The organism is Ectopseudomonas oleovorans, assembly GCF_029845265.1.
Lineage (GTDB): Bacteria > Pseudomonadota > Gammaproteobacteria > Pseudomonadales > Pseudomonadaceae > Aquipseudomonas > Aquipseudomonas oleovorans.
This window is the reverse complement of sequence record NZ_JAOCLK010000037.1, coordinates 1-19540: the sequence shown is the minus strand read 5'-3', so window position 1 is coordinate 19540 and position 19540 is coordinate 1. Positions and strand designations below refer to the sequence as shown.

20 protein-coding genes and 1 pseudogene are annotated in these 19540 nt (G+C 55.2%); 14 read left to right on the top strand and 7 right to left on the bottom strand.

The features are described from left to right. Positions 1–207 precede the first annotated feature (207 nt). On the top strand, positions 208–735 hold the full coding sequence (gene gloA / locus N5J71_RS17055; RefSeq protein WP_279917284.1) for a lactoylglutathione lyase: 528 nt from the start codon (positions 208–210) through the stop codon (positions 733–735). 72 nt (positions 736–807) lie between these two features. Here gloA and N5J71_RS17050 read toward each other — a convergent pair whose 3' ends face one another. Continuing rightward, a complete protein-coding gene (locus N5J71_RS17050; protein ID WP_279917283.1) occupies positions 808–1455 on the bottom strand; it encodes a YitT family protein in 648 nt (215 codons plus the stop codon). Between the two features lie 114 nt (positions 1456–1569). After that, positions 1570–2100 carry a dihydrofolate reductase gene (locus N5J71_RS17045; RefSeq protein ID WP_279917282.1) on the bottom strand — a complete coding sequence of 177 codons (531 nt, stop codon included), beginning with the start codon at positions 2098–2100 and terminating at the stop codon, positions 1570–1572. A gap of 115 nt (positions 2101–2215) precedes the next feature. Between N5J71_RS17045 and N5J71_RS17040 the strand changes: the two genes are divergently transcribed. From N5J71_RS17040 to N5J71_RS17030, 3 genes are all read left to right on the top strand, one after another. Continuing rightward, a complete protein-coding gene (locus tag N5J71_RS17040) occupies positions 2216–3358 on the top strand; it encodes a glycerophosphodiester phosphodiesterase (protein WP_279869976.1) in 1143 nt (380 codons plus the stop codon). Positions 3359–3403: 45 nt separating this feature from the next. After that, on the top strand, positions 3404–4810 hold the full coding sequence (locus tag N5J71_RS17035) for a DUF2868 domain-containing protein (protein ID WP_279917281.1): 1407 nt from the start codon (positions 3404–3406) through the stop codon (positions 4808–4810). Positions 4811–4948: 138 nt separating this feature from the next. After that, positions 4949–6331: a GTPase/DUF3482 domain-containing protein gene (locus N5J71_RS17030; protein ID WP_003464063.1), complete on the top strand. Its 1383-nt coding sequence runs from the start codon at positions 4949–4951 to the stop codon at positions 6329–6331. Between the two features lie 78 nt (positions 6332–6409). On the opposite strand, the gene N5J71_RS17025 is transcribed toward N5J71_RS17030, so the two are convergent. From N5J71_RS17025 to N5J71_RS17015, 3 genes and pseudogenes are all read right to left on the bottom strand, one after another. Then, on the bottom strand, positions 6410–6937 hold the full coding sequence (locus N5J71_RS17025; RefSeq protein ID WP_003464065.1) for an REP-associated tyrosine transposase: 528 nt from the start codon (positions 6935–6937) through the stop codon (positions 6410–6412). A gap of 130 nt (positions 6938–7067) precedes the next feature. Next, a pseudogene (gene thyA, locus N5J71_RS17020) lies at positions 7068–7349 on the bottom strand (thymidylate synthase); the annotation flags it as partial. A 306-nt stretch (positions 7350–7655) separates the two neighbouring features. After that, positions 7656–8714, bottom strand: a complete 1059-nt coding sequence (locus tag N5J71_RS17015; protein WP_279917280.1) for a DUF4365 domain-containing protein — start codon at positions 8712–8714, stop codon at positions 7656–7658. Between the two features lie 388 nt (positions 8715–9102). Here N5J71_RS17015 and N5J71_RS17010 point away from each other — a divergent pair, with 388 nt between their 5' ends. Both N5J71_RS17010 and N5J71_RS17005 read left to right on the top strand, forming a co-directional pair. Then, entirely contained in the window at positions 9103–9801 is a 699-nt protein-coding gene (locus tag N5J71_RS17010) for a hypothetical protein (protein WP_257598695.1), read from the top strand. An 88-nt stretch (positions 9802–9889) separates the two neighbouring features. Further along, a complete protein-coding gene (locus tag N5J71_RS17005) occupies positions 9890–11050 on the top strand; it encodes an AlbA family DNA-binding domain-containing protein (protein ID WP_257598696.1) in 1161 nt (386 codons plus the stop codon). A 224-nt stretch (positions 11051–11274) separates the two neighbouring features. Here the strand turns inward: N5J71_RS17005 and N5J71_RS17000 are convergent, their stop codons facing one another. Continuing rightward, positions 11275–12183 carry an Abi family protein gene (locus N5J71_RS17000; RefSeq protein ID WP_257598697.1) on the bottom strand — a complete coding sequence of 303 codons (909 nt, stop codon included), beginning with the start codon at positions 12181–12183 and terminating at the stop codon, positions 11275–11277. Positions 12184–12570: 387 nt separating this feature from the next. Between N5J71_RS17000 and N5J71_RS16995 the strand changes: the two genes are divergently transcribed. After that, positions 12571–12810: a hypothetical protein gene (locus tag N5J71_RS16995; protein WP_279917279.1), complete on the top strand. Its 240-nt coding sequence runs from the start codon at positions 12571–12573 to the stop codon at positions 12808–12810. Positions 12811–12916: 106 nt separating this feature from the next. On the opposite strand, the gene N5J71_RS16990 is transcribed toward N5J71_RS16995, so the two are convergent. Then, positions 12917–13210 (bottom strand): helix-turn-helix domain-containing protein, encoded by a 294-nt coding sequence (locus N5J71_RS16990; RefSeq protein WP_257598699.1) that lies wholly within the window; start codon positions 13208–13210, stop codon positions 12917–12919. Between the two features lie 99 nt (positions 13211–13309). On the opposite strand from N5J71_RS16990, the gene N5J71_RS16985 reads away from it, so the two are divergent. The 7 genes from N5J71_RS16985 to N5J71_RS16955 all read left to right on the top strand — a co-directional run bounded on the left by N5J71_RS16985 (position 13310) and on the right by N5J71_RS16955 (position 19466). Further along, positions 13310–13747, top strand: coding sequence for a hypothetical protein (locus N5J71_RS16985; RefSeq protein ID WP_257598700.1), 438 nt, complete (start codon positions 13310–13312; stop codon positions 13745–13747). Positions 13748–13749: 2 nt separating this feature from the next. Then, the gene (locus tag N5J71_RS16980) at positions 13750–14211 is read left to right on the top strand and encodes a DUF6957 family protein (RefSeq protein ID WP_279917278.1); all 462 of its coding nucleotides are present in this window, start codon (positions 13750–13752) and stop codon (positions 14209–14211) included. Positions 14212–14421: 210 nt separating this feature from the next. Then, the gene (locus N5J71_RS16975; RefSeq protein WP_257598702.1) at positions 14422–15078 is read left to right on the top strand and encodes a hypothetical protein; all 657 of its coding nucleotides are present in this window, start codon (positions 14422–14424) and stop codon (positions 15076–15078) included. Between the two features lie 769 nt (positions 15079–15847). Next, complete coding sequence (locus tag N5J71_RS16970; RefSeq protein ID WP_279917277.1) at positions 15848–16570, top strand: helix-turn-helix transcriptional regulator; 723 nt, start codon at positions 15848–15850, stop codon at positions 16568–16570. A gap of 115 nt (positions 16571–16685) precedes the next feature. Then, complete coding sequence (locus N5J71_RS16965; RefSeq protein WP_278325479.1) at positions 16686–17258, top strand: acyl-homoserine-lactone synthase; 573 nt, start codon at positions 16686–16688, stop codon at positions 17256–17258. A gap of 327 nt (positions 17259–17585) precedes the next feature. Further along, on the top strand, positions 17586–18545 hold the full coding sequence (locus N5J71_RS16960; RefSeq protein WP_279917276.1) for a class I SAM-dependent methyltransferase: 960 nt from the start codon (positions 17586–17588) through the stop codon (positions 18543–18545). A gap of 9 nt (positions 18546–18554) precedes the next feature. Then, on the top strand, positions 18555–19466 hold the full coding sequence (locus N5J71_RS16955; RefSeq protein WP_257598743.1) for a DMT family transporter: 912 nt from the start codon (positions 18555–18557) through the stop codon (positions 19464–19466). The last annotated feature ends 74 nt before the right edge of the window (positions 19467–19540 follow it).

Here is a 19540-nt window from a genome sequence, read left to right as displayed (position 1 = left end):
CGGATCGCCGCCCGGCCCACCCTGCTCGATCGGGCATGGCTGTAGGGTGGGCTTCAGCCCACCAATCAAGACACCACGCTAGCAAGGCAGATGAAAGAGTCTCATCCACCCTGCTGTGACATTCGACCTTGAAAAACGCCATGGACGAAGCCATATAGGTAGACACGACCATTCCGTGCCCCCTTTTCCCGCCTGATGGAGAACCCCATGACCCTCGACGAGCTCAACGCCATCCCCGGCGTGACCGCCAAACCCGACGCAGCCACCGCCGACTTCGTCTACAACCACACCATGATCCGTGTGAAGAATCTGCAGAAGTCGCTGGATTTCTACACCCGCGTGCTGGGCTTCACCCTGCTGGAGAAGAAGGACTTCCCCGACGCCGAGTTCAGCCTGTACTTCCTCGCGCTGATCAATGACAAGTCGCAGATCCCGACCGACCCGGCAGCTCGCCATCAGTGGCGCAAGTCCATCCCCGGCATACTGGAGCTGACCTACAACTACGGCACCGAGAAGGACCCGGAATTCTCCTACCACAGCGGCAACAGCGACCCGCGCGGCTTCGGCCACCTGTGCGTATCGGTGCCGGATATCAAGGCGGCCTGCCAGCGTTTCGAAGACCTCGGCGTGGACTTCCAGAAACGCCTGACCGACGGCCGCATGCGCGACATCGCCTTCATCAAGGATCCGGACGGTTACTGGGTGGAGATCATCCAATTCACCGAAGTGATCTGATTCTCGCCTCCGCGAAAAACGAAACAACGAGGGGCTGCCTCCAGCGAGGCAGCCCCTCGTTCGTTGCGGGGTTCAGCTGACGCCGACGTAGCGGTCCGCCCGGTGATTGATCGCCAGCACCAGGTTGAGCATCACCGCCCCCAGTACCGAGAGCAACACCTTGTCTGGCGACACCACGAAGATCGCCGCCAGCACGATGCTCGCGTCGATGGCCATCTGCACCGCGCCCGCGCGCAGACCGAAGCGCTCCTGCATGTACAGCGCGAGGATGTTCACCCCGCCCAGGCTGGCGCGGTGGCGGAACAGCATGAGCAACCCCAGGCCCATGGCAGCGCCACCGAACAGTGCGGCATAGAGGGCACTGAGGTGGGCGAAGGCGACCCAGTGCGGCGTCAGCTCGGCCAGCAGCGAAACCAGCATCACCGCACAGCCCGTGCGCAAGGTGAAGGCCCAGCCCATGCGCCAGATACCGAGCAGATAAAACGGCAGATTGACCAGGCAGAACACCAGGCCGAACGACCAACCAGCCTGATAGTTGGCCAGAAAGGCGATGCCGGCGGTGCCACCGGTGAGCAGGCCGGCATGTGTGTAGAAGGCGATGCCCAACGCCACCAGAGCGGTGCCAAACAGCAGGGCCAGCGCATCTTCCCAGAGTGGATGGCGCACGAAGAGTGCAGCGACGACGCTCGGGCGCTCGTCGTCGGGCGATTGCTCAGACATGTAAAAAAACCTGCATCAGGATGCACGAAAGAAAGTTACGGCAGAGGCAAGGCAATGGCCATCACGCCGCACAGGGGAATCTGGCGGCAGAGATGGCCGGAAAGCTAGGCAGGATTATGCGCCGCGGTGCTCCCACACTTCGAAGGCGTAGGACGGTGTCTCGGCCGAAGCCGGGTGCTCGACGCTGGAGGTCATGCGCCAGGTGACTTCGTCGACCTCGGGGAAGAAGGCATCGCCTTCGGGGTCGAGGCCGACACGCGTCAGGTACAGGCGATCAGCCTGGGCCAGGCCCAGCTCATAGAGCTGCGCGCCGCCGATCAGCATCAGTTCCTCGGCATCCTCTTCGCGCGCCCAGGCGTCGGCTCGTTCGATGGCCTCTTCCAGCGTCGCGAATACCTCGGCACCTTCCAGGGTCAGGCCCGCCTGGCGACTGACCACGATGTTGAGCCTGCCGGGCAATGGCCGACCGAGCGAATCCCAGGTCTTGCGCCCCATGATGATCGGCTTGCCGAGCGTCAGCGCCTTGAAATGCTTGAGGTCCGCCGGCAGGTGCCAGGGCAGCTGGTTGTCGCGACCGATCACACGGTTGTGCGCGAGCGCGGCGATCAGGGAAAGGGGTAGAGTCGTTTTCATGGCCGCGAGCATAGCAGAGCACCCAGCGGCCTCGCAGCCCACCTGTGGCCGAAGCAACGCTGTCGTCGTATCGTCACCTTCGCCGTTGCAGGCTAGCGGCTACATCCACGAGCAAGGAGCTAGCGTCATGTCTAAATCACTGTCTGCCTGGATATTGGGCGTCACACTGCTGCCACTGTCGGTCTTCGCCAGCCCTACTCAGGATAACGTCCAGGCCGCCATCGACTGGGCCCAGCAGCAACCCAGCGCCAAGCAACCCCAGACCTGGGACACCAAGGCTCCACTGGTGATCGCCCACCGGGGCGCCAGCGGTTACGCGCCCGAGCACACCCTGGCCGCCTACGCGCTGGCAGCCTTTCAAGGCGCCGACTACATCGAGCCTGACCTGGTAATGACCCGCGACGGCCAACTGGTCGCCCGCCATGACAACGAACTGGGGCTGACCACCGACGTGGCGCAGCGCCCCGAGTTCGCCGAACGCAAGCGTACCCAGACGGTCGATGGCGTCAGCCTGGAAGGCTGGTTCAGCGAGGACTTCACCCTGGCCGAGCTGAAAACCCTGCGCGCCATCGAACGCATCCCGCAGCAGCGGCCGGGCAATACCCGCTTCGATGGCCAGTTCGAGATACCCACGCTGCAGGAGATCATCGATCTGGTGAAACGGCTGGAAGCCCTCCAGCAACGGAACATAGGACTGTACCCGGAAACCAAGCACCCCACCCACTTCCAGCAACTCGACCTGGCCATGGAGAAACCGCTGCTGGCGGTGCTCGAACGCAACGGCTATGACAGCGCCGACGCGCCCGTTTTCATCCAGTCCTTCGAAGTGGATAACCTCAAGACGCTGAGCAAACTGACCCCAATCCGCCTGGTGCAGCTGCTCTGGATAGAGGGCCAACCCTACGATCAGCAGGTACTGGGCAGTGACCTTGGCTATCAACAGATGATCACGCCAGAAGGCCTGAAAAACATCGCGAGTTACGCCGCCGGCATCGGCCCGGAGAAAGGCATGATCATCCCGCGTGATGCCGCCGGTAACCTGACCGCGCCGACCAGCCTGGTACGTGACGCCCATGCTGCCGGGCTCAAGGTGCACCCCTATACCTTCCGCGCCGAGAACGCCTTCCTGCCCACCAGCCTGCGCAGTGGCGACTTACCAAGTAATCGCGGCGACATCGACGCCGAGCTGCGTGCCTTCCTCGCCACCGGCATCGACGGCCTGTTCATCGACCAACCGGACATCGCCGTGCGGTTGCGCCAGCAGCGCTGATTAGCACCAAGGCGGATCAGGGGTTATCCTCAACCCCTGATCCGAATGACGAGACGCCGCGTGACAGACGCCTCCTCCCCCACGCCTTTCCAACGCCTCTGGCTCAGCGAGACCATTCGCCTGCGCGAGGAACATGCCGGCCCACTCGAGGACGCCGAAGCCAATCGCCTGGTCCGTGCCGAGCAGGTTGACCTGGCCGAGCGCATCCAGCACCGCGCCCTGCTGCTCGCCCGTCGTGATGGTCAGTGGCAGGCGCTGCTGCACTGGCTGCAGGGCGCACGCCTGGCCGGTCTGCTGCTGGCGCTGTTGGCCCTGCTCAGCGGCTTCGGTCTGGCTCTGGCCGCGTTGGGTGACGGGCGCCAACCCGTCAATGTGTTCTGGGCGCTGGGCAGCCTGCTTGGGCTCAACCTGCTGATGCTGCTTGGCTGGCTGCTGGGTCTGCTGCTGACCCGCGACCACCCTGGCGCGCTCGGTCGCCTGTGGCTGTGGCTTAGCGAGAAGCTGGCACGCGACGCCAGCGCCGCGCAGTTGGCCCCGGCCCTGCTGCTGATGCTGCAACGCCAACGCCTGACCCGCTGGGGGCTCGGCCTGATGGTCAACGGCCTGTGGACGCTGGCCATGCTCGCGGCATTGGCCACCTTGCTGCTGCTGCTCGCCACGCGCCGCTACGGCTTCGTCTGGGAAACCACCATCCTTGGTGGCGACACCTTCATCGCCCTGACCCAAACCATAGGCGCCCTGCCCGCGCTGCTCGGCTTCAGCCTGCCGGACATCGACGTCATTCGTGCCAGCGGCGATGCCGCCATCGCCAGTGAAGCGGCCCGGCAGAGCTGGGCCGGCTGGCTGGTCGGCGTGGTGTTGGTCTACGGCCTGCTGCCGCGCCTGCTGCTGGCGCTGCTGTGCCTGTGGCGCTGGCAATCCGGCAAAGGCGCGCTGCGCCTGGATCTCGACCTGCCGGGCTACAGCCTGCTGCGCCAGCGCCTGCAACCGGACAGCGAACGCCTCGGCGTCTGCGACCTGGCGCCAGCAGCTCTGCATCAGCCGCAAGGCGGCGCCAGTGCCCAAGCCGGCAGCGGCGCGCTGCTGCTCGGCATCGAACTGGACGAGCGCCGCCCCTGGCCGCCCGCGCCGCTACCCAAGGGCGTGGCCGATGCCGGGGTGATCGACAGCCGCGAACAGCGCCGCCAGTTGCTCGAACAACTGACCCGCTTCCCACCCGAACGTCTGGCCATTGCTTGCGACCCGCGACGCTCACCGGATCGCGGCACCCTGGCGCTGCTCGGTGAACTGGCGCGCTGCGCCTCTGCCACGCGTATCTGGCTGCTACCGCCGAGGCCCGGTGAGAGCCTGGACAGCGCGCGCCTGACGGACTGGCACCAGGCCCTCGACACCCTAGGGCTAACCCACGGTGATACGGCGCCGCTGAACTGGCTGGAGAGCGGACATGACTAGAGAGCCGCAGGCACACGGGCTTCATGTAGGAGCGAGCTCTGCTCGCGAAGCTTTTGCCGTTTGCCATGGTTCGCGAGCAGAGCTCGCTCCTAACTCAATGCACGCTCTGCTTCCGGGCTACCCGGCCGAGACCACGCCATGAGCCCACCACTGAAACTGGCCCTGGTCGGCCACACCAATGTCGGCAAGACCTCGCTGCTGCGCACCCTGACCCGCGACGTGGAGTTCGGCGAAGTCTCACCGCGCGCCAGCACCACCCGCCATGTCGAGGGTGCGCGCCTGTCGGTGGACGGCCAGGCGTTGCTGGAGCTGTACGACACCCCCGGCCTGGAAGACGCCATCACCCTGCTCGACTACCTGGAACGCCTCGACCGCCCCGGCGAGCGCCTGGACGGCCCGGCACGCCTGGCCCGCTTTCTCGAAAGCAGCGAAGCGCGCCAGCGTTACGAGCAGGAAGCCAAGGTGCTGCGCCAGCTCATGGCCTCCGACGCCGGCCTGTATGTAATTGATGTGCGTGAGCCGGTGCTGGCCAAGTACCGCGACGAACTGGCGGTGCTGACCATGTGCGGCCGGCCGCTGCTGCCGGTGCTCAATTTCGTCGCCAGCGCCAGCCATCGCGAAGGTGAATGGCGCGAAGCCCTGGCTCGCCTCGGCCTGCATGCCCTGGTGGCCTTCGACAGCGTGGCGCCACCGGAAGATGGCGAACGACGCCTGTACGAAAGCCTGGCCCTGCTGCTGGAGCGTTCGCGTTCCCAGTTGCAACGCCTGATCGAGGATCACGAAGCGCAGCGCCAGGCCCGTCGTCAGGCAGGCAACCGACTGATCGCCGAACTGCTGATCGACTGCGCCGCCTGCCGCCGCAGCGTCGCCGCCCAGCCGGCGCTGGAACAGGGCGCCATTTCTGAGCTGCGCGATGCGATTCGCCAACGCGAGCAGCGCTGCGTCGAGGCTCTATTGCGCCTGTATGCCTTCCGCAGCAGCGATGCCAAGGCGGCCGACCTGCCGCTGCTCCACGGCCGCTGGGGCGACGACCTGTTCAACCCGGAAACGCTGAAGCAGCTCGGCATCAAGGTCGGTAGCGGCATGGCGGCCGGCGCCGCCACGGGCGTCGGCGTCGACCTGCTGGTCGGCGGCATCACCCTGGGCGCTGCCGCAGCGCTGGGCGCGGTGATCGGCGGCAGTGCGCAGACCCTGCGCAACTACGGGGAACGACTGAAGGGAAAACTCAAGGGCCAGCGCGAGCTGACCGTCGACGACGCCGTGCTGCGCCTGCTCGCCCTGCGTCAGCAGCAACTGCTGGCTGCACTGAACGTACGTGGACACGCCGCGATGGACGCCATCACCCTCAACGCACCTCAGGAAACCCTGTGGCGCCAGGGCAAGCTACCGGCGCCACTTAACGTGGCACGGGCGCATCCCGAATGGTCATCACTCAACCCCGGCGCGCGCCTGGAAGAGGCCGAGCGCGCCGAACAGGTAGAGCGTTTGTGCAGTGAAATCGCCATGCAATTGGTGGGCTGAAGCCCACCCTACAGGAGCGTATCGAAACCTCGCGTAGGGTGGGCTTTAGCCCACCACCTCACCGCCCACACCTCCCCGCTACTCCCCAAACTCCCCATCGTCACCGCCCCGCCCACCCCAATCTGCCGGCAGGAGCCCACGCGCGACATATCGATGGAAGCTCGAATATGGCCAGTCACCAACCTGACTCACCAGGTCATGCTTCACCGGGTTGAAATGGATGTAGTCGACATGCCTCGCGAGATCCTCCTCATCACGGATACGGTGCTCCCAGAAGCGCCTTTGCCAGATTCCCTTCTCACGCTTTCTGGATTTGCTGGCGCTGACGTTGGGCCTGGCGGGTAGCGCGCGGGAAAACTGGCTTTTGATCGATGCCCAACGCAGGGAATAGTCCTGATCATCCTCAGGCAGCTCCCATATGGCATGCAGATGATCGGGCAAGACGCAGATGGCGATGGTCTTGAACGGCATGCGCTTGTTGGCCTCGACGTAGACCTGGCGCAGCAGCGCGATTTCTTCCACCAGTGTGCGGGAACGACGATCAGCGAGAGTGACCGTGAAGAAATAGGTAGCACCGGCAATCCATTCGCGGCGGTAGTTGGGCATGGGCAATCCTTTGTCCATTGGGAATGATGCGGAGCGGTGTTTGCGGTGGGCTGAAGCCCACCCTACATCCTAGTAGAACTTACAGACCGTAGGGTGGGCTTTAGCCCACCAGAGCCCACGCATTTCCATCTCAGACGGCCACCGGCGCCTTGATATGCGGATGCGCCTCGTAGCCGACCAGCTCGAAGTCCTCGAATTTGAAGGCCAGCAGATCCTTCACCTCGGGGTTGAGCTTCATGGTCGGCAGCGGCAGCGGTTGGCGGGTCAGTTGCAGGTCGGTCTGCTCGATATGGTTGGCGTACAGGTGGCAGTCACCGCCGGTCCAGATGAACTCACCCGGCTGCAGATCGCACACCTGCGCCACCATCAGCGTCAGCAGCGCGTAGCTGGCGATGTTGAAGGGCACGCCAATTGGGCTTACCACCCCACCCAGCTGCACAATATGTGAAGATCGAATGCCTTCACGGGAAGAATCTATGTGTGCATTATGAAACATGCACATAGCAGAGGCAAGCTCTTTATTCAACAATTTGCCAACAAACCCGCTCATCCGCCTCTCGCCCCTCGAAACATCGCTCATGGCATAGCCGGTCAGAGATATCGGTGAATTTTTACAGTCCCATAACACCTTGGAACCCCACGCCACGCCCCCAGCGAGATCGAGGCAGTGACGCCAGCAGCTAGCCAGAAAGCTCACCAACCAGCCGCAGGGTCAGTCTTATCGCGCACCCACAATCGTGCCTCCTCGCTCTTGCAATATTCGAGATTTCTGGCCCTCCAAATACTGAGGCGCGACGCACCCGTGCTGGAAGTCATCACTCACCAAGAAACGCCCGCGCCGCCGAAGGAACCCTCTATCCAGTTCCTCTCGGACTAAATCGGCAAAGAGATTCGCTGCCTTTGCCAGCTCATAGACCAGCCCCACGCACTCCAGCGACCAGGCCTCGTGCTCTGCACGATCCCGTGCGTAGTTAGGGTTCTCATATCGAGCGTAAAAGTGAACTCCTTGGTACGACTTTTGGATCTGTATATATTCCGCCCTTGGCCTGAACTCGTCGATTAAATCAGATGCCCGCTCAATTAAATTGATAATTGCGCACTCAGTACGCTTAAACTCAGGCGGCACTATTAACTTCATAGCATTGAATCTTGCCTCCTTTAATCCTTCCACGAAGGCCTCAGGTAAAACCACTATATGAGTACAACAAGCGCCCTCAATCCACCTATCCCAAGAGTCCAGCATCAGATTTCTAGCAATTTCACCAACGTGAAAGAGAAGATCCTCTTCATCAGAAGAAACCTGAGCTACCCGATACGAGCGCCTAAGAGGCAAATGATTTGAGCCAGCCCTAAATATCTGCTCAAGCTCGCCCTTACACCTTCGGTCAAAGGTATTATCTTCTGGAATCACGATATGCCAGGCTTCAAGGGTACGCGTTATAGATGATTCATCTATATTCACCCAAAGCGTAACTTTCTTTTCGGGATTGTGAAAAATCATTATTACGGGCAGAGAATATTCGGCCCAATAGTCCAAGTCGGCCTCACTGCCGTAGTACACAAGACCTTTACCAGTCTCCTTAAGATATGAGGCCCCTGTTTTTATCTGCACGCCTATTATCTTTCCGGTAGCACCGCCACTTGTAACCTGCTCTATCTGCGCATCGATGCCAACATCCGAGACGGACATCTCTCTAAAAATCCACTCTAGCTCTTGCACACAAACTAGCTGCGCAGCTGCTACACCAATCCGCTCTGTTGGACTCCACTTCTTCATCATCCGCCTCTAGGTTGGTCAGGAAAAGGACTGGCCTATTCAACGCAGAGCCATCCAGCTCTTGCAAGCACCCAAACCCCGCAAAACCCCGCCCCCAGAGCGCCTGCCGGCCACCTCAGATGAATCCCGCTCAAGTTGTATACGATACGATATTATTATATCGAGTGCGCCTCGACGCCGAACCCAAGGAATACACGGACTTTACCTTAATTGGCAAACTTCTAACCGAGTGAATAAAAATCAATAAAAAATTTCGACCCCAGCGGCACGAGATGCGGCCCGCCGCTCGAAATACGCAAAAAACATACAGAGTACGAAACTACGTAAATACTCACCTACGTAATTACGCAACTACTTAACTACGTAAACACCACAGCCAAGGAGCGTTATGGAGCGCTGGAAAGTTGACCTCAAAAGCCCAGAGCTTGCCAGAATCTATGATGAATATCTGCACAGCCAAGAACGATCACTGATCTTCTATTTGAGCTCTGTAGTATTGAGCAAGCATGCAAACTTCCCAGAAGAGCATCAAGGCACATCGATTAGAGCAAGCAGCGACTTTGATGATGATGCGACATCAATTCGCACGATTGGCCAAATTCACGCACTTATTGAAGACGGCAGATATGACCAACTGTCACGCTCCTTCATCGTAGTAAGCATGGTTGCCGCGCTAGGTGATTGCTTCGATGGAGTGAGGCGACTGTTGCAGTTAGACCAACAGGACATTAAAAAGACTGTGACCGTCAAAGAACGCAACAGACCTGATGCAATCATCAAACCTGCCGCTCTAAAGATTGCCCACCTTGTTAACAACACACTGAATCTCAACGCAAGAATTTGTGACCACTACTCATCGAGATGGATCAACTGCATCATCAACCTGCGACACATGTTCGTACATGATAAGGGATTGTTTAATCGGGATTATAAGGCACATATGATCAACGCATGGGATAGCCTAGAAGCTGGTGAATCGATCACCTTCAATGAAAACCAGGTCGATGCCATTCTGTGGTTCTTCAACGACCATGTGCGCGATTTTGTCTCTCGTCTAGATGAAAAACTCCCCCCATCACCTACATGATCAGGCCTGCTTTCCCCTGAAAGGGGCCTATGAGACGCTGACGCACCTCACGCGATTGTCGGCCATGACTAAGGGAGAAGATGCGTAAATGATCGATCTACTGAACATGCTCCGCTACAAGAGTGAAAGCACGGATATCGACTTCAAGTCTGCCCAGTACCGCTTCAATAACGGCACCGAGGCAGACAAATCGGAGCTGCTCAAGGACATTCTCGCGATAGCCAACTCCTGGCGCGATGGTACTGGCTACATCCTTCTCGGATTCAAGGATCAACGGCCCCACCCTGCCGAGGTTGTAGGCATTCAAGACAGCATCGATGACTCCAGAATCCAGCAGTTCGTGAACAGCAAGGTGAAGCCGAAGCTGACCTTCCGCTACGAAGAGCACCTATACGAAGGTAAGACCATTGGCGTCATCATCATTCCCAAGCAGAAGCGCCCTTTTTACCTCGCGAGCCCATACGGCAAGCTTAAGAGCAATGTGGTGTATGTGCGCCGAGGCAGTAGCACTGACGAAGCAGAGCCAGTCGAAACCATAGCAATGGCGAATGAGGATAGCGGGCGTAGCGCCCCGAAGATTGAATTGTCCTTGCTGACGCCTGAGAACACAGAATTCCCCAACAGCTTCGCGCATACCTACTTAAGGTTTACAGAGGAATTCCCGGATTTCGAGAGACCAAGGCAACCACGCGGGCCCTTTGACCCACCGGAGTTCATCGGTCTTGATAGAGATAACAGCGACTTCTGGCGGGAGTACGCTGAGTACACGCAGATCAACGAAGCGCTCATTACTATGCGATTCGTGCTGACTAATCAATCTGGCATACAGCTTTCCAACGCGAAGATTGAAGTCTCGGTCGAAGCACTCGACTCTCAACCTTGTGAAATGATCCCTGGCCGTGATTTGCCCGACGCCCCCCAAACGACTTGGAACGTGACCAACCTTGTATCCATGCAGGATGTGCTGGCTAAGCAGGACTTGAACCTAGTAGTGGATGACAACGGCCTAGCTCAGGTATGCCACATCCGCCTGGGGACTCTCCTGCCTGGGGAGCAGGCCCGATCTGAAACTCTCGCGATCATCCCACATGCACCAGGCAGGCTTCGCCTGAGCTTACGCATCCTGGGAGCAGAGCTAGCTGTTCCTGTTGAAAAGGAGCACCTACTGGAGGCCACAGGAGAAGCTCACGCTTTAGATTTCTCAGGCTTCATGCGCTATTTGCAAACAAAGGCAATGCATCAAAAGTGAATATAGCCATAAGCCATCACCACTAATTAGAGCACGATGCGTCTGTCGTATTGACAAAAACTCAAGATTCGTATTAATATGATCGCGAATGTGTCTGATGCCAAAACCTAGCTTGCTAGGAAAAAGACCTCTTCAAGACAACTCAAAGCCCGTCTTGGGGAATCAGATACCGCGAGATGTACCTAAAACCACCTCTCTTGAGGTGGTTTTTTTATGCCTTTTATTTAGCCCAGCGGCTGGATCCTGACTCGCGTCTTACCATTTGTAACCGTCAAAATGGATTTGCTAGCCATAATGCTTGAGAAGCTGCGTTTTGCATTCGTCATCGACATCTGCTTGCGCCGCTCATAGCCTCGAAACGATTCCAAACCGGCCTCGCTGCATACCCAAACAAAATGCTCGTATGAGTACGAATCTTTATAAGCATTAGAGAGATCTCGATTCATCATTTCCAGCAAAGACACTGTCCGGTCGTGTATCAACTGAAGCCGAGCAATACTCTCAGCCGGATTAGTGGTAGCAGGCGCGTAAACCCTCAATGGGCTTGAGCCTGTGCGTAGTATTCTCTCCTCCATAAGATCCGGCTGCTTCCACACTGGCTCCCAGTGGGAAATTCGGTTTCGCAGGTCATTGATCAGCCGTTTCCGGCAGGTCAGAAAATCCCTATTTCGACCATGAACCCAGCTTTTTGTCGTATTCGGAAACACACTACCCAATACTACACCCCAAGGAGTTAAAGGCTCCGCCAAAATGTTTGTCCAGAAACCAAATGTTTGCTTGGATACAATATCGTCTGGCTTGGCCGTCGGTAAATTTGCTGCCCCATTCGCTGCTTTTTCTAGAGATTTCTGAGAGTTACGCACGAAATTAGTATGAAGATACCAGCGATATGAGTCGCTCCTCACCCCCGTGTGAACCTGCGAATAGTGCGCACTAAGGGCCCGATGATAAGCGTTACGAAGTGCCACTTCCACCAAATGGATTAATGGCAAAAATGATCGAGAAAGTTCTCCATTCCATTGGTAGCAAGCATAAAGATCTTGATGATCAACAGCCGAGAAATACGAATTGTAGTTGCTCAATCGAATTGCAGATATAGCGCCAATAAATGGGGAAACATCAGTCGGACGCAATTTCTTTCCCTACCCGTACATTTTACTGGCCTATATTCTATCCGACTTTGCTCACCGCATGCACTCGTAAGCAGCCACCATCCTCCTTCCCGGCCCAAGGAAGCGATCTCGAAAATGAGCGCTCCAAGCAATATCGGTGCCCTCGCCCCCCCCATGCAGCCCGAATCCTTCCAGAGATTTACATACAGTTAATTTACACCCTTATCGTGGCTTATGTGATAGTAGAGCCGTTCGAAAAATGAGCAACTCATGCGTTCCAAGCCGTGCTGGGGCAATCAGTTTTCTATGAAGGGGTAGTGTTTGAGGTATCTCAAAGCGGTTCTAATATCGACCACGTTGTTTCCGCTTGCATCAACTATTGCAAGCGCAGCGCCACCGGACTATTCCATGTGGGCCAATAACGAACTAAAAAAGAACGGCTTCACTGATGCAACCCTGGTTGAAACTGGATATCCGAAGAGTTTCACATTCTGCCAGAAGGGATCTACCACTCTATGGCGTTACGACGTCATGAGCCCGATCCACTTGGAGGCGCTTGCAGAGGGACAAACCATAAAACCATTAACGAAGCAGGATAGAACGGTTGCAGTGGAAGAAAATAGCGTAGCCTGCAAGCTCAAGGGTTGAACAATGTAGTTTCCTGCCTATCGCATACACGTATGGGGCAGCGCGGCCCTCATTTATCAGGAACGCCCCTAGCTCTGATCAGTAGCCTGGCGATCAAGGGGCAGTCTTACCCCGATCCAGCCAGCCCTGCCTCTGTCAGCTCTCTATGCACCCGCGACATGAGCTCTCCTGAACTCATCCCAGGCTCTGCTTTCAGGTAGCCCGCCACCAGAAGCGTCACCGGATGCACCCCCATCACTGAAGCCAGTTCATCGAGCTTGTCGATGGTCGGGCTATACATCCCCCGCTCCAGCGTACTCATGTAAGTCCTGCCGCTGACCTCTGAGAAATCTTCCTGGCTCAGACCTTTTTGCTTGCGCATAGCTCGGAGAGCTGCGCCGAGCCCCTGTTTAAGATTCATAACCCAATTTTGAATAGTGGAAATTGGGCTTTATCTGCTTTTGAACCGTATACAGCTACACCGTATACTGTTCATTTTCAGATAGGACAAGACGCAGCAATGAAGGGCAAGACAGACTTTGCATTTGGCTCCACTGCTCCGGGCACGTGGAACCTTTCATTAGAAGGGCGGGAACCATGGATGCTCCTCACTCTCGCAAGCTCAGCCGACCAGGTCGTTGTCCGTGCGATCTCATCGAATGACATCGAGCTCGTGAAGCAGACGCTCATGTCGCCTGGAGAAGGTCTCTTCGTACGTTCATTCCAAGTGGTCTTCGCTTCTGACTTCCCCGATAACTTAGGGGTGGGCGTGGCAGAGGTCTATGAGCTGATTGAAGGAAAGACGAAGAAGAAGGAAGTGTTCTACCGGCTCAAAACGAAATACGGCGTGTTCAGATTCGGCGGCCCGGCCCACCTGCTATCGAGCCATGAAAATCTCGATTGGAGCGTGAGGATTTACTCCAGTGCACGACCGCCCAAGCGTTATTACTCGAACTGATCATGGCCAACCTCCAACAAGCTGCCGATCTTATCTACAGCGAAGGAATTCCTATGCCTGGAGTGGAAGTGCCCCAGGACGAGGCCGTCCGGATCATGCGCAAGCACTTTCCGTATTTCGAGTACTGCCTAGTACGAGATTGGATCTGGATTGATCTCGACCTAACCCCCGAGCAAAGCGCTGCTTTCGCCAGAAACCAGCGTAAGCCGTCGCTCATCTTTGCGCACACGGTCATCTACGACAGCTCGCGACGCTTCGACGTGGGAGACTTGGTGCGCACGAGCCCACTGTATAAATGGGAAGAGGGCTTCATCTTTGCCACGCTCAATTCCGCATATCTCTTAATGGGCGACGGCGTCCGCAAGCGAGCCTCCTTGGAAACGGTGGCCAGCTTTTTTGACCGCAAACAGGGCCTCCTGCCCTCTACAGCCAACGTCCAAATGCGAGGTGATCATGATGGTTAATCAGAATAAAGTACCCTTCCACTGTTTTGTATGTGGTAATCCATGCCTTGAAGGCCGTTATGGCGCCTTGCATGGAGACTACCCGAACGACAATGGGGGAAGTGACCTCTACTTTGCTCCTCTATGCCAGGGCTGCTTCCTCAGTGCTTTAATGTATTTGAGTCAAGAGCACGAGCTGGTTATTGAGCACAAAAAACAGCCGAGGCCTTGATGCGACAGTCAATCAGCGACGAAGTGATGAAACTGACATCTCGGCTCGCGCAGAGATGTCACAAGAGTGTTGCGGAAGAGCACGCTGCGCATCTGGCCCGCTATGCACGTCTTGATACCGCCTGCGCCACCTTCGACGCTTTCACTGGCTGCCGGCCACCTGAGGACGATGACGTCTTCGATTCTCTTGCCCAGCGTCGAAGGGGCATCGCAGATCTACTGGCCATGGCCAACCTTGAAGCTTTCGAGCAGGAAAAAGCTGATGGGCTGTTCCTGGCTATCCCCTACTTCTGCTGGTGCTCTGATAAACAGCCCGTGTTCTTGGTGAATAGAACGAGCCAGGCTGTCACATACATTCGTCGCCGCTTGTACGCTTTTGCGAGTGCAGATGACGGCATCGATGAGTACACAGCTGCGGGCAGCGCTTTCGAGGATGGCATCGCAGCCGGATCCGTCATCCAGCCGGGCGAGCGCCTGCAAGTCGATGGCTACTCGATGAGCTATGACGGTGACTTCATCAGTAACAGACGAGTCGTGCTGATCATTGAAGGCGAGCGCGCAGAGTGGTTCGTCAGCGTTTCAAAGCTAGCGGGATTTCTTTGGGAGGATGAAGATCTGCATGGTTTCCACGAACTCAAAAGGACTCAGAGTCCCTAAGCTTCCATGTGCTGTTGCAGCGTTTTCCGGCTGAGGTACCCTGGGCGGTAGATCTGACCTAGGCCTCTCTGGGCGAGTGCCAAAATCTCTCTCGTGTCATCAGTAGGCGCAAGCAAGGCCAGCTTCACTGCGTTGGCGTAACGCGGCCCGTCGACATCCGCTAACTGAGTCTGAAGCTACTTGGATCGTGCTGCACAGCGAGTTCTGAGCGCGGAGCTTCTCGGTGGCGCGGGCCACATAGGCGGCCACGGATGGCAGCAAACGGCCAAAATGAAGCGGATCTGTCCGAGCCCTTACAGCGGGAGGCGAAACGTATGTGGGGAGTTGTAGAGGCCCGAGAGACCGATAGGGTTGGCGGATCTATTTCCCGAATTTCAAGCAGCCCTTCCAGTTCTGCTAGATGACTGCGGTCAGTTGGATTGGATTCCGTAGGGCAGGCGCAAGGGACAGCCAGGCTGCTGCCCATCTGGAGGGTGGGCGAAGCACAGTGGAGCAGGTGGTTGGGCTAAGCAACACCCCCGTCGCGCATATGGCATGGTTCAGCCCTTCCTAACATCAGAATTTACACACCGCCGTGCATGCCGCGTCTCGGATTTGATATTGTGTGTCGCATGCAAGAAATTTTCATAGGCTCCCCGGGCTAGCCGACAATCACACCATCCTGCGGACAGGATGCTTATGGGTAACCAAGTACCTTTTCAAAACCAACAGGTTTTCGACCTGTTTGCTCACCATGGGCCAATCCCGAAATCTGATCGGGAGCTCTACGATGCACGCTGAGGTGTTGCAGCTTCTCATTGAAATTGAACAAAGCTACTCTCCCGATGATTGGTTTCCTAAAGTGCTTAAGCTAACCCACCATTTAGGCTTGGAAAGCACCCTGGCTGGAATCATCGACACTTCGAAAAGTGACCTCAGCACAGCACAAATCTTTACTAGCTACAACTCTGCCTGGCGAGAAATATACGATAGGAAAGGCTTCGCTGATATAGATCCGGTTGTGGAACATGCTCGCTCTAATGTAACTCCGATCTTGTGGGGTGACGAGATTTACAAAACCGAAGAGCAAAAGGGCTTTTTGGAAGAGGCAAAGTCATTTAATTTAGGTTCTGGAGTGACATTCCCTCTACATGGGGCATCAGGCGAGTTTGGTACACTTAGCTTTCAAATAGGAGCAAAGGGGCCTGAAGCAGCTGCCATTCTTTACCGGAGTATGCCCTACCTTTCAATGGCAAAAGACACCATCCTTCAGAAGCTGATATTGCAGCTAAAACCAATGTCTAGTGAGGCGCCAATCGAGCTTTCTAGTAGAGAGTGCGAAATCCTAAAGTGGAGCGCTATCGGGAAAACGACCTGGGAGATATCTATTATCTGCAACTGCTCTGAAGCAAACATAGAGTATCATATGAAGAATATTCGTTCTAAGTTTGGGGTTGGGACTAGGCGAGCTGCATGTATAAAAGCCATTTCGCTAGGGCTAGTTACAATCTAACGACACGCATTGAAAGGCTATCACTTAATTTTCCTCAATTACACTACCTGTTTTGATAGGTGACTCCTTGTTTTGATTTGAATAGCGTTTTCCTCCCCGAGCAAGGAGAGAGAGAATGCAATTTCAAATTGGGCGTAGGACAGACTTTAATAACGCCAAGTTAAACTCAATGCATTTTTTGCGCGCTGAGGTTTTTAAACATAGAAAGGGGTGGGATGTGACCCTGCTTTCTGGGATGGAGATAGATGGGTACGACGCGCTCAATCCATTTTATCTCCTCATAGATGACCCAAGCGATTCCAAGTCGATTATGGGCTGTTGGCGAATTCTTCCAACAACAGGCCCTTACATGCTTAAGGATACTTTTCCTGAGCTTTGTGAGGAACAAATTCCAGAGGCAGAAGATGTGTGGGAGCTAAGTCGCTTTGCCGTTCAAGCCAAAGAACGTACATCAATGCAGTTCTCAGATACCGCTCGTCATGCTATTAGAGAAATAGTTGCCTTTGGAGTTAACCAAAAACTGCACAGCTATGTGACAGTCACTACGGTCGGCGTAGAGCGAATGCTCCGGAAACTTGGAATCAGAACTGACCGACTCGGGAGGCCCCAGCAGATCGGGGTCGAGAATGCCGTTGCCCTGCGTATATCCCTAGGAGAAGAGACTTGCGCTGCACTTGAGCTGAAATAGTAGCTATCGCTGGAGTCTAACAAGGTAGCTAGCTCTATATATGCCTTCTTCCTTGAAGGTTTTCCTCACGTGCTCGCAAAATACTAAGCACGGACTTTTCAGTGGGAAAAGTGGATCAGTGTCTGACACTCTCATGGCTGTCGTTTCAGATTGTAGTCGCACTAGATCGCCAGGCTTGTAAGCGTGCATTTCTAAGGTCTCTAACGAAGGGATGCTTTGTAATTCATTACACGAGCCTGGCCAGCCAGCGACTATCAGAATTGATAGTTCGACTTTGAAAGGCTTCCAGCTATGCTTGTTCCGTTGAATCAATAGGGACTATTCGCCGTGACAAATGCCACTGAAGGCGTGAAAGATTTTTATGATAGATTCTCCAGGTCTTACACCAATTATGCTAATGGCACGTCTGCTCTCGCTGAACTTTTAGAGCTAAAGGAAAGCGATGTTAACAGGGCGTTCTCTTGGGGGGACGTTCAGACGTGGCAGGCTATTGAGGAGTCGCTTGAGCTTAAGATAGAACAGCGGCGTAAAACTGGTGACAGCACGCCGATTAATTTGCTGGATGTGGGGTGTGGTGACGGTACTTGGGCACTTCGTATCGCTCACTATTGCTTCAGTAAAGGTCAGTCAGTTTGTATCACCTGCCTAGACTTATCTCCTGCGATGCTGGAGAGCGCTAAAAAGCAGTTTGATGACTTTTTTTCTCAATGCGGGGCAGATGACATTTATGTGACATATGAAATATGCGACTTGTCCTCTGGGCTTCCGGCTCATATAAAGACAAAAGGATTTGATGTCACTCTTTGTTTGCATACTGTCTTGAATCACTTGCCTGCAAAAGCCCTGGCGTTTGCTATTGCAGAGCTTGTTACATCCACACATGGCTATCTCTATTTATCTGTAAAGCCGCCATTCAGTCGACTAACATTTTATGCAGCCCCGATGTCGGAAATTCTTCACTTCGATAGAAGAAATGAGCACTTGTATGCTTTAGATCGATCTGGCAGCTTTCACGTTCTTAGATCGAATTTAATTTCTCATCAGCAACTCATAGATGCATTACAGCCATTCTCCGTAAACGCAGAATATGTCGGTCTAGATGTGCTCATATCTAGACTAACTCCGGATCCGCGATGGGTGGGAGATGATCCAACCGCTAAGCTACTACCCATCGACGACCTACTTTCGCTTGAGGCAAGAGCATCCTTGGATTCACGCTACCTTAACTTCGCTAATCACATCCTGGCGATTGTTGATACTTGTTCAAATTCACCCTCAGTCAGTTAGATAATTATTATGGCACCCAATACGCACCAAGGCTCAAGCTTACTTGTGTTTCTCTGCTTAGCGGGCGCTATGGCATTGTGGGGTAGCGCATTTATCGCAATCAAGATTGCACTTAATGATATACCTCCCTTCGCACTAATATTCTTACGCCTAATTCTTGGTAGTGTTTTTTTCTTGGCATTTTGGAGGGTTAGCTTTAGAGAGGTAGTGGCCTCGAAAGATCGCTGGCTTCTTCTGTTGATGAGTATTTTTGAACCCTGCTTGTATTTTTTATTTGAAACCAAGGCGCTAATGTACACCACAGCATCACAAGCCGGGGTTGTATTTGCATTTTTGCCAATCTTGATATTGGTATTCTCGTATATTTTACATCGGGAAAAGCCTAGCTTTGCTCAGGTCATAGGCGGAGTAATTGCTGTTATAGGGGTGGTAATACTTTGTTTATCAGGCAGCCCATCGGCAGATGCTTCCTCGCCGGCATTCGGAAATTTTTTGGAATTGCTGGCCATGGCTAGCGCAGCCGTATATACCGTACTTCTAAAGCGGCTTAGCGGGACATATTCTCCATTCTTTTTGGCAGCAGTCCAGAGTTTCACTGGAGCGATTTTCTTTCTACCCTTCGGAATCTATGATTTTGCCCAGGGCGTGACAATTGGCGCCACCTCAGCCATTGCAGTTATATATCTAGGGTTAATCGTTACTGCCGGAGCTTACACGCTATTTAATGTAGGTATTTCAAAAACCTCTGTTGCGCAAGGGGCGATGTATTTCAATCTTGTTCCTATTTTTACCATTATATTCTCCATGGCATTTCTGGGTGAGACGATATCTTTGGCGCAGTTGGCCTCCATGGCTCTTGTTGTTTTAGGTGTCCTATTAGGTCTGGCCCCATCGCGACAAAGAGCAATTGAAGCGGCGTAAGATCTCCGGCAATACGTAACCGCTCCATAAACCCCGTCCTGGCGGACGGGTTTTTTCAGGAAGCAGAGGCAGAA

What these genes read in the sequence shown, in the direction of transcription:
- N5J71_RS17025 (WP_003464065.1), bottom strand. Translation starts at nt 6,937, where the DNA reads ATGCCCAACTACCGCCGCGAATGGATTGCCGGTGCTACCTATTTCTTC.
- N5J71_RS17030 (WP_003464063.1), top strand. Translation starts at nt 4,949, where the DNA reads ATGAGCCCACCACTGAAACTGGCCCTGGTCGGCCACACCAATGTCGGC.
- gloA (WP_279917284.1), top strand. Translation starts at nt 208, where the DNA reads ATGACCCTCGACGAGCTCAACGCCATCCCCGGCGTGACCGCCAAACCC.
- N5J71_RS16985 (WP_257598700.1), top strand. Translation starts at nt 13,310, where the DNA reads ATGAAGGGCAAGACAGACTTTGCATTTGGCTCCACTGCTCCGGGCACG.
- N5J71_RS17005 (WP_257598696.1), top strand. Translation starts at nt 9,890, where the DNA reads ATGATCGATCTACTGAACATGCTCCGCTACAAGAGTGAAAGCACGGAT.
- N5J71_RS16995 (WP_279917279.1), top strand. Translation starts at nt 12,571, where the DNA reads ATGTGGGCCAATAACGAACTAAAAAAGAACGGCTTCACTGATGCAACC.
- N5J71_RS17010 (WP_257598695.1), top strand. Translation starts at nt 9,103, where the DNA reads ATGGAGCGCTGGAAAGTTGACCTCAAAAGCCCAGAGCTTGCCAGAATC.
- N5J71_RS17050 (WP_279917283.1), bottom strand. Translation starts at nt 1,455, where the DNA reads ATGTCTGAGCAATCGCCCGACGACGAGCGCCCGAGCGTCGTCGCTGCA.
- N5J71_RS16975 (WP_257598702.1), top strand. Translation starts at nt 14,422, where the DNA reads ATGCGACAGTCAATCAGCGACGAAGTGATGAAACTGACATCTCGGCTC.
- N5J71_RS16990 (WP_257598699.1), bottom strand. Translation starts at nt 13,210, where the DNA reads ATGAATCTTAAACAGGGGCTCGGCGCAGCTCTCCGAGCTATGCGCAAG.
- N5J71_RS16965 (WP_278325479.1), top strand. Translation starts at nt 16,686, where the DNA reads ATGCAATTTCAAATTGGGCGTAGGACAGACTTTAATAACGCCAAGTTA.
- N5J71_RS17040 (WP_279869976.1), top strand. Translation starts at nt 2,216, where the DNA reads ATGTCTAAATCACTGTCTGCCTGGATATTGGGCGTCACACTGCTGCCA.
- N5J71_RS16980 (WP_279917278.1), top strand. Translation starts at nt 13,750, where the DNA reads ATGGCCAACCTCCAACAAGCTGCCGATCTTATCTACAGCGAAGGAATT.
- N5J71_RS16955 (WP_257598743.1), top strand. Translation starts at nt 18,555, where the DNA reads ATGGCACCCAATACGCACCAAGGCTCAAGCTTACTTGTGTTTCTCTGC.
- N5J71_RS17035 (WP_279917281.1), top strand. Translation starts at nt 3,404, where the DNA reads ATGACGAGACGCCGCGTGACAGACGCCTCCTCCCCCACGCCTTTCCAA.
- N5J71_RS17015 (WP_279917280.1), bottom strand. Translation starts at nt 8,714, where the DNA reads ATGAAGAAGTGGAGTCCAACAGAGCGGATTGGTGTAGCAGCTGCGCAG.
- N5J71_RS17045 (WP_279917282.1), bottom strand. Translation starts at nt 2,100, where the DNA reads ATGCTCGCGGCCATGAAAACGACTCTACCCCTTTCCCTGATCGCCGCG.
- N5J71_RS16970 (WP_279917277.1), top strand. Translation starts at nt 15,848, where the DNA reads ATGCACGCTGAGGTGTTGCAGCTTCTCATTGAAATTGAACAAAGCTAC.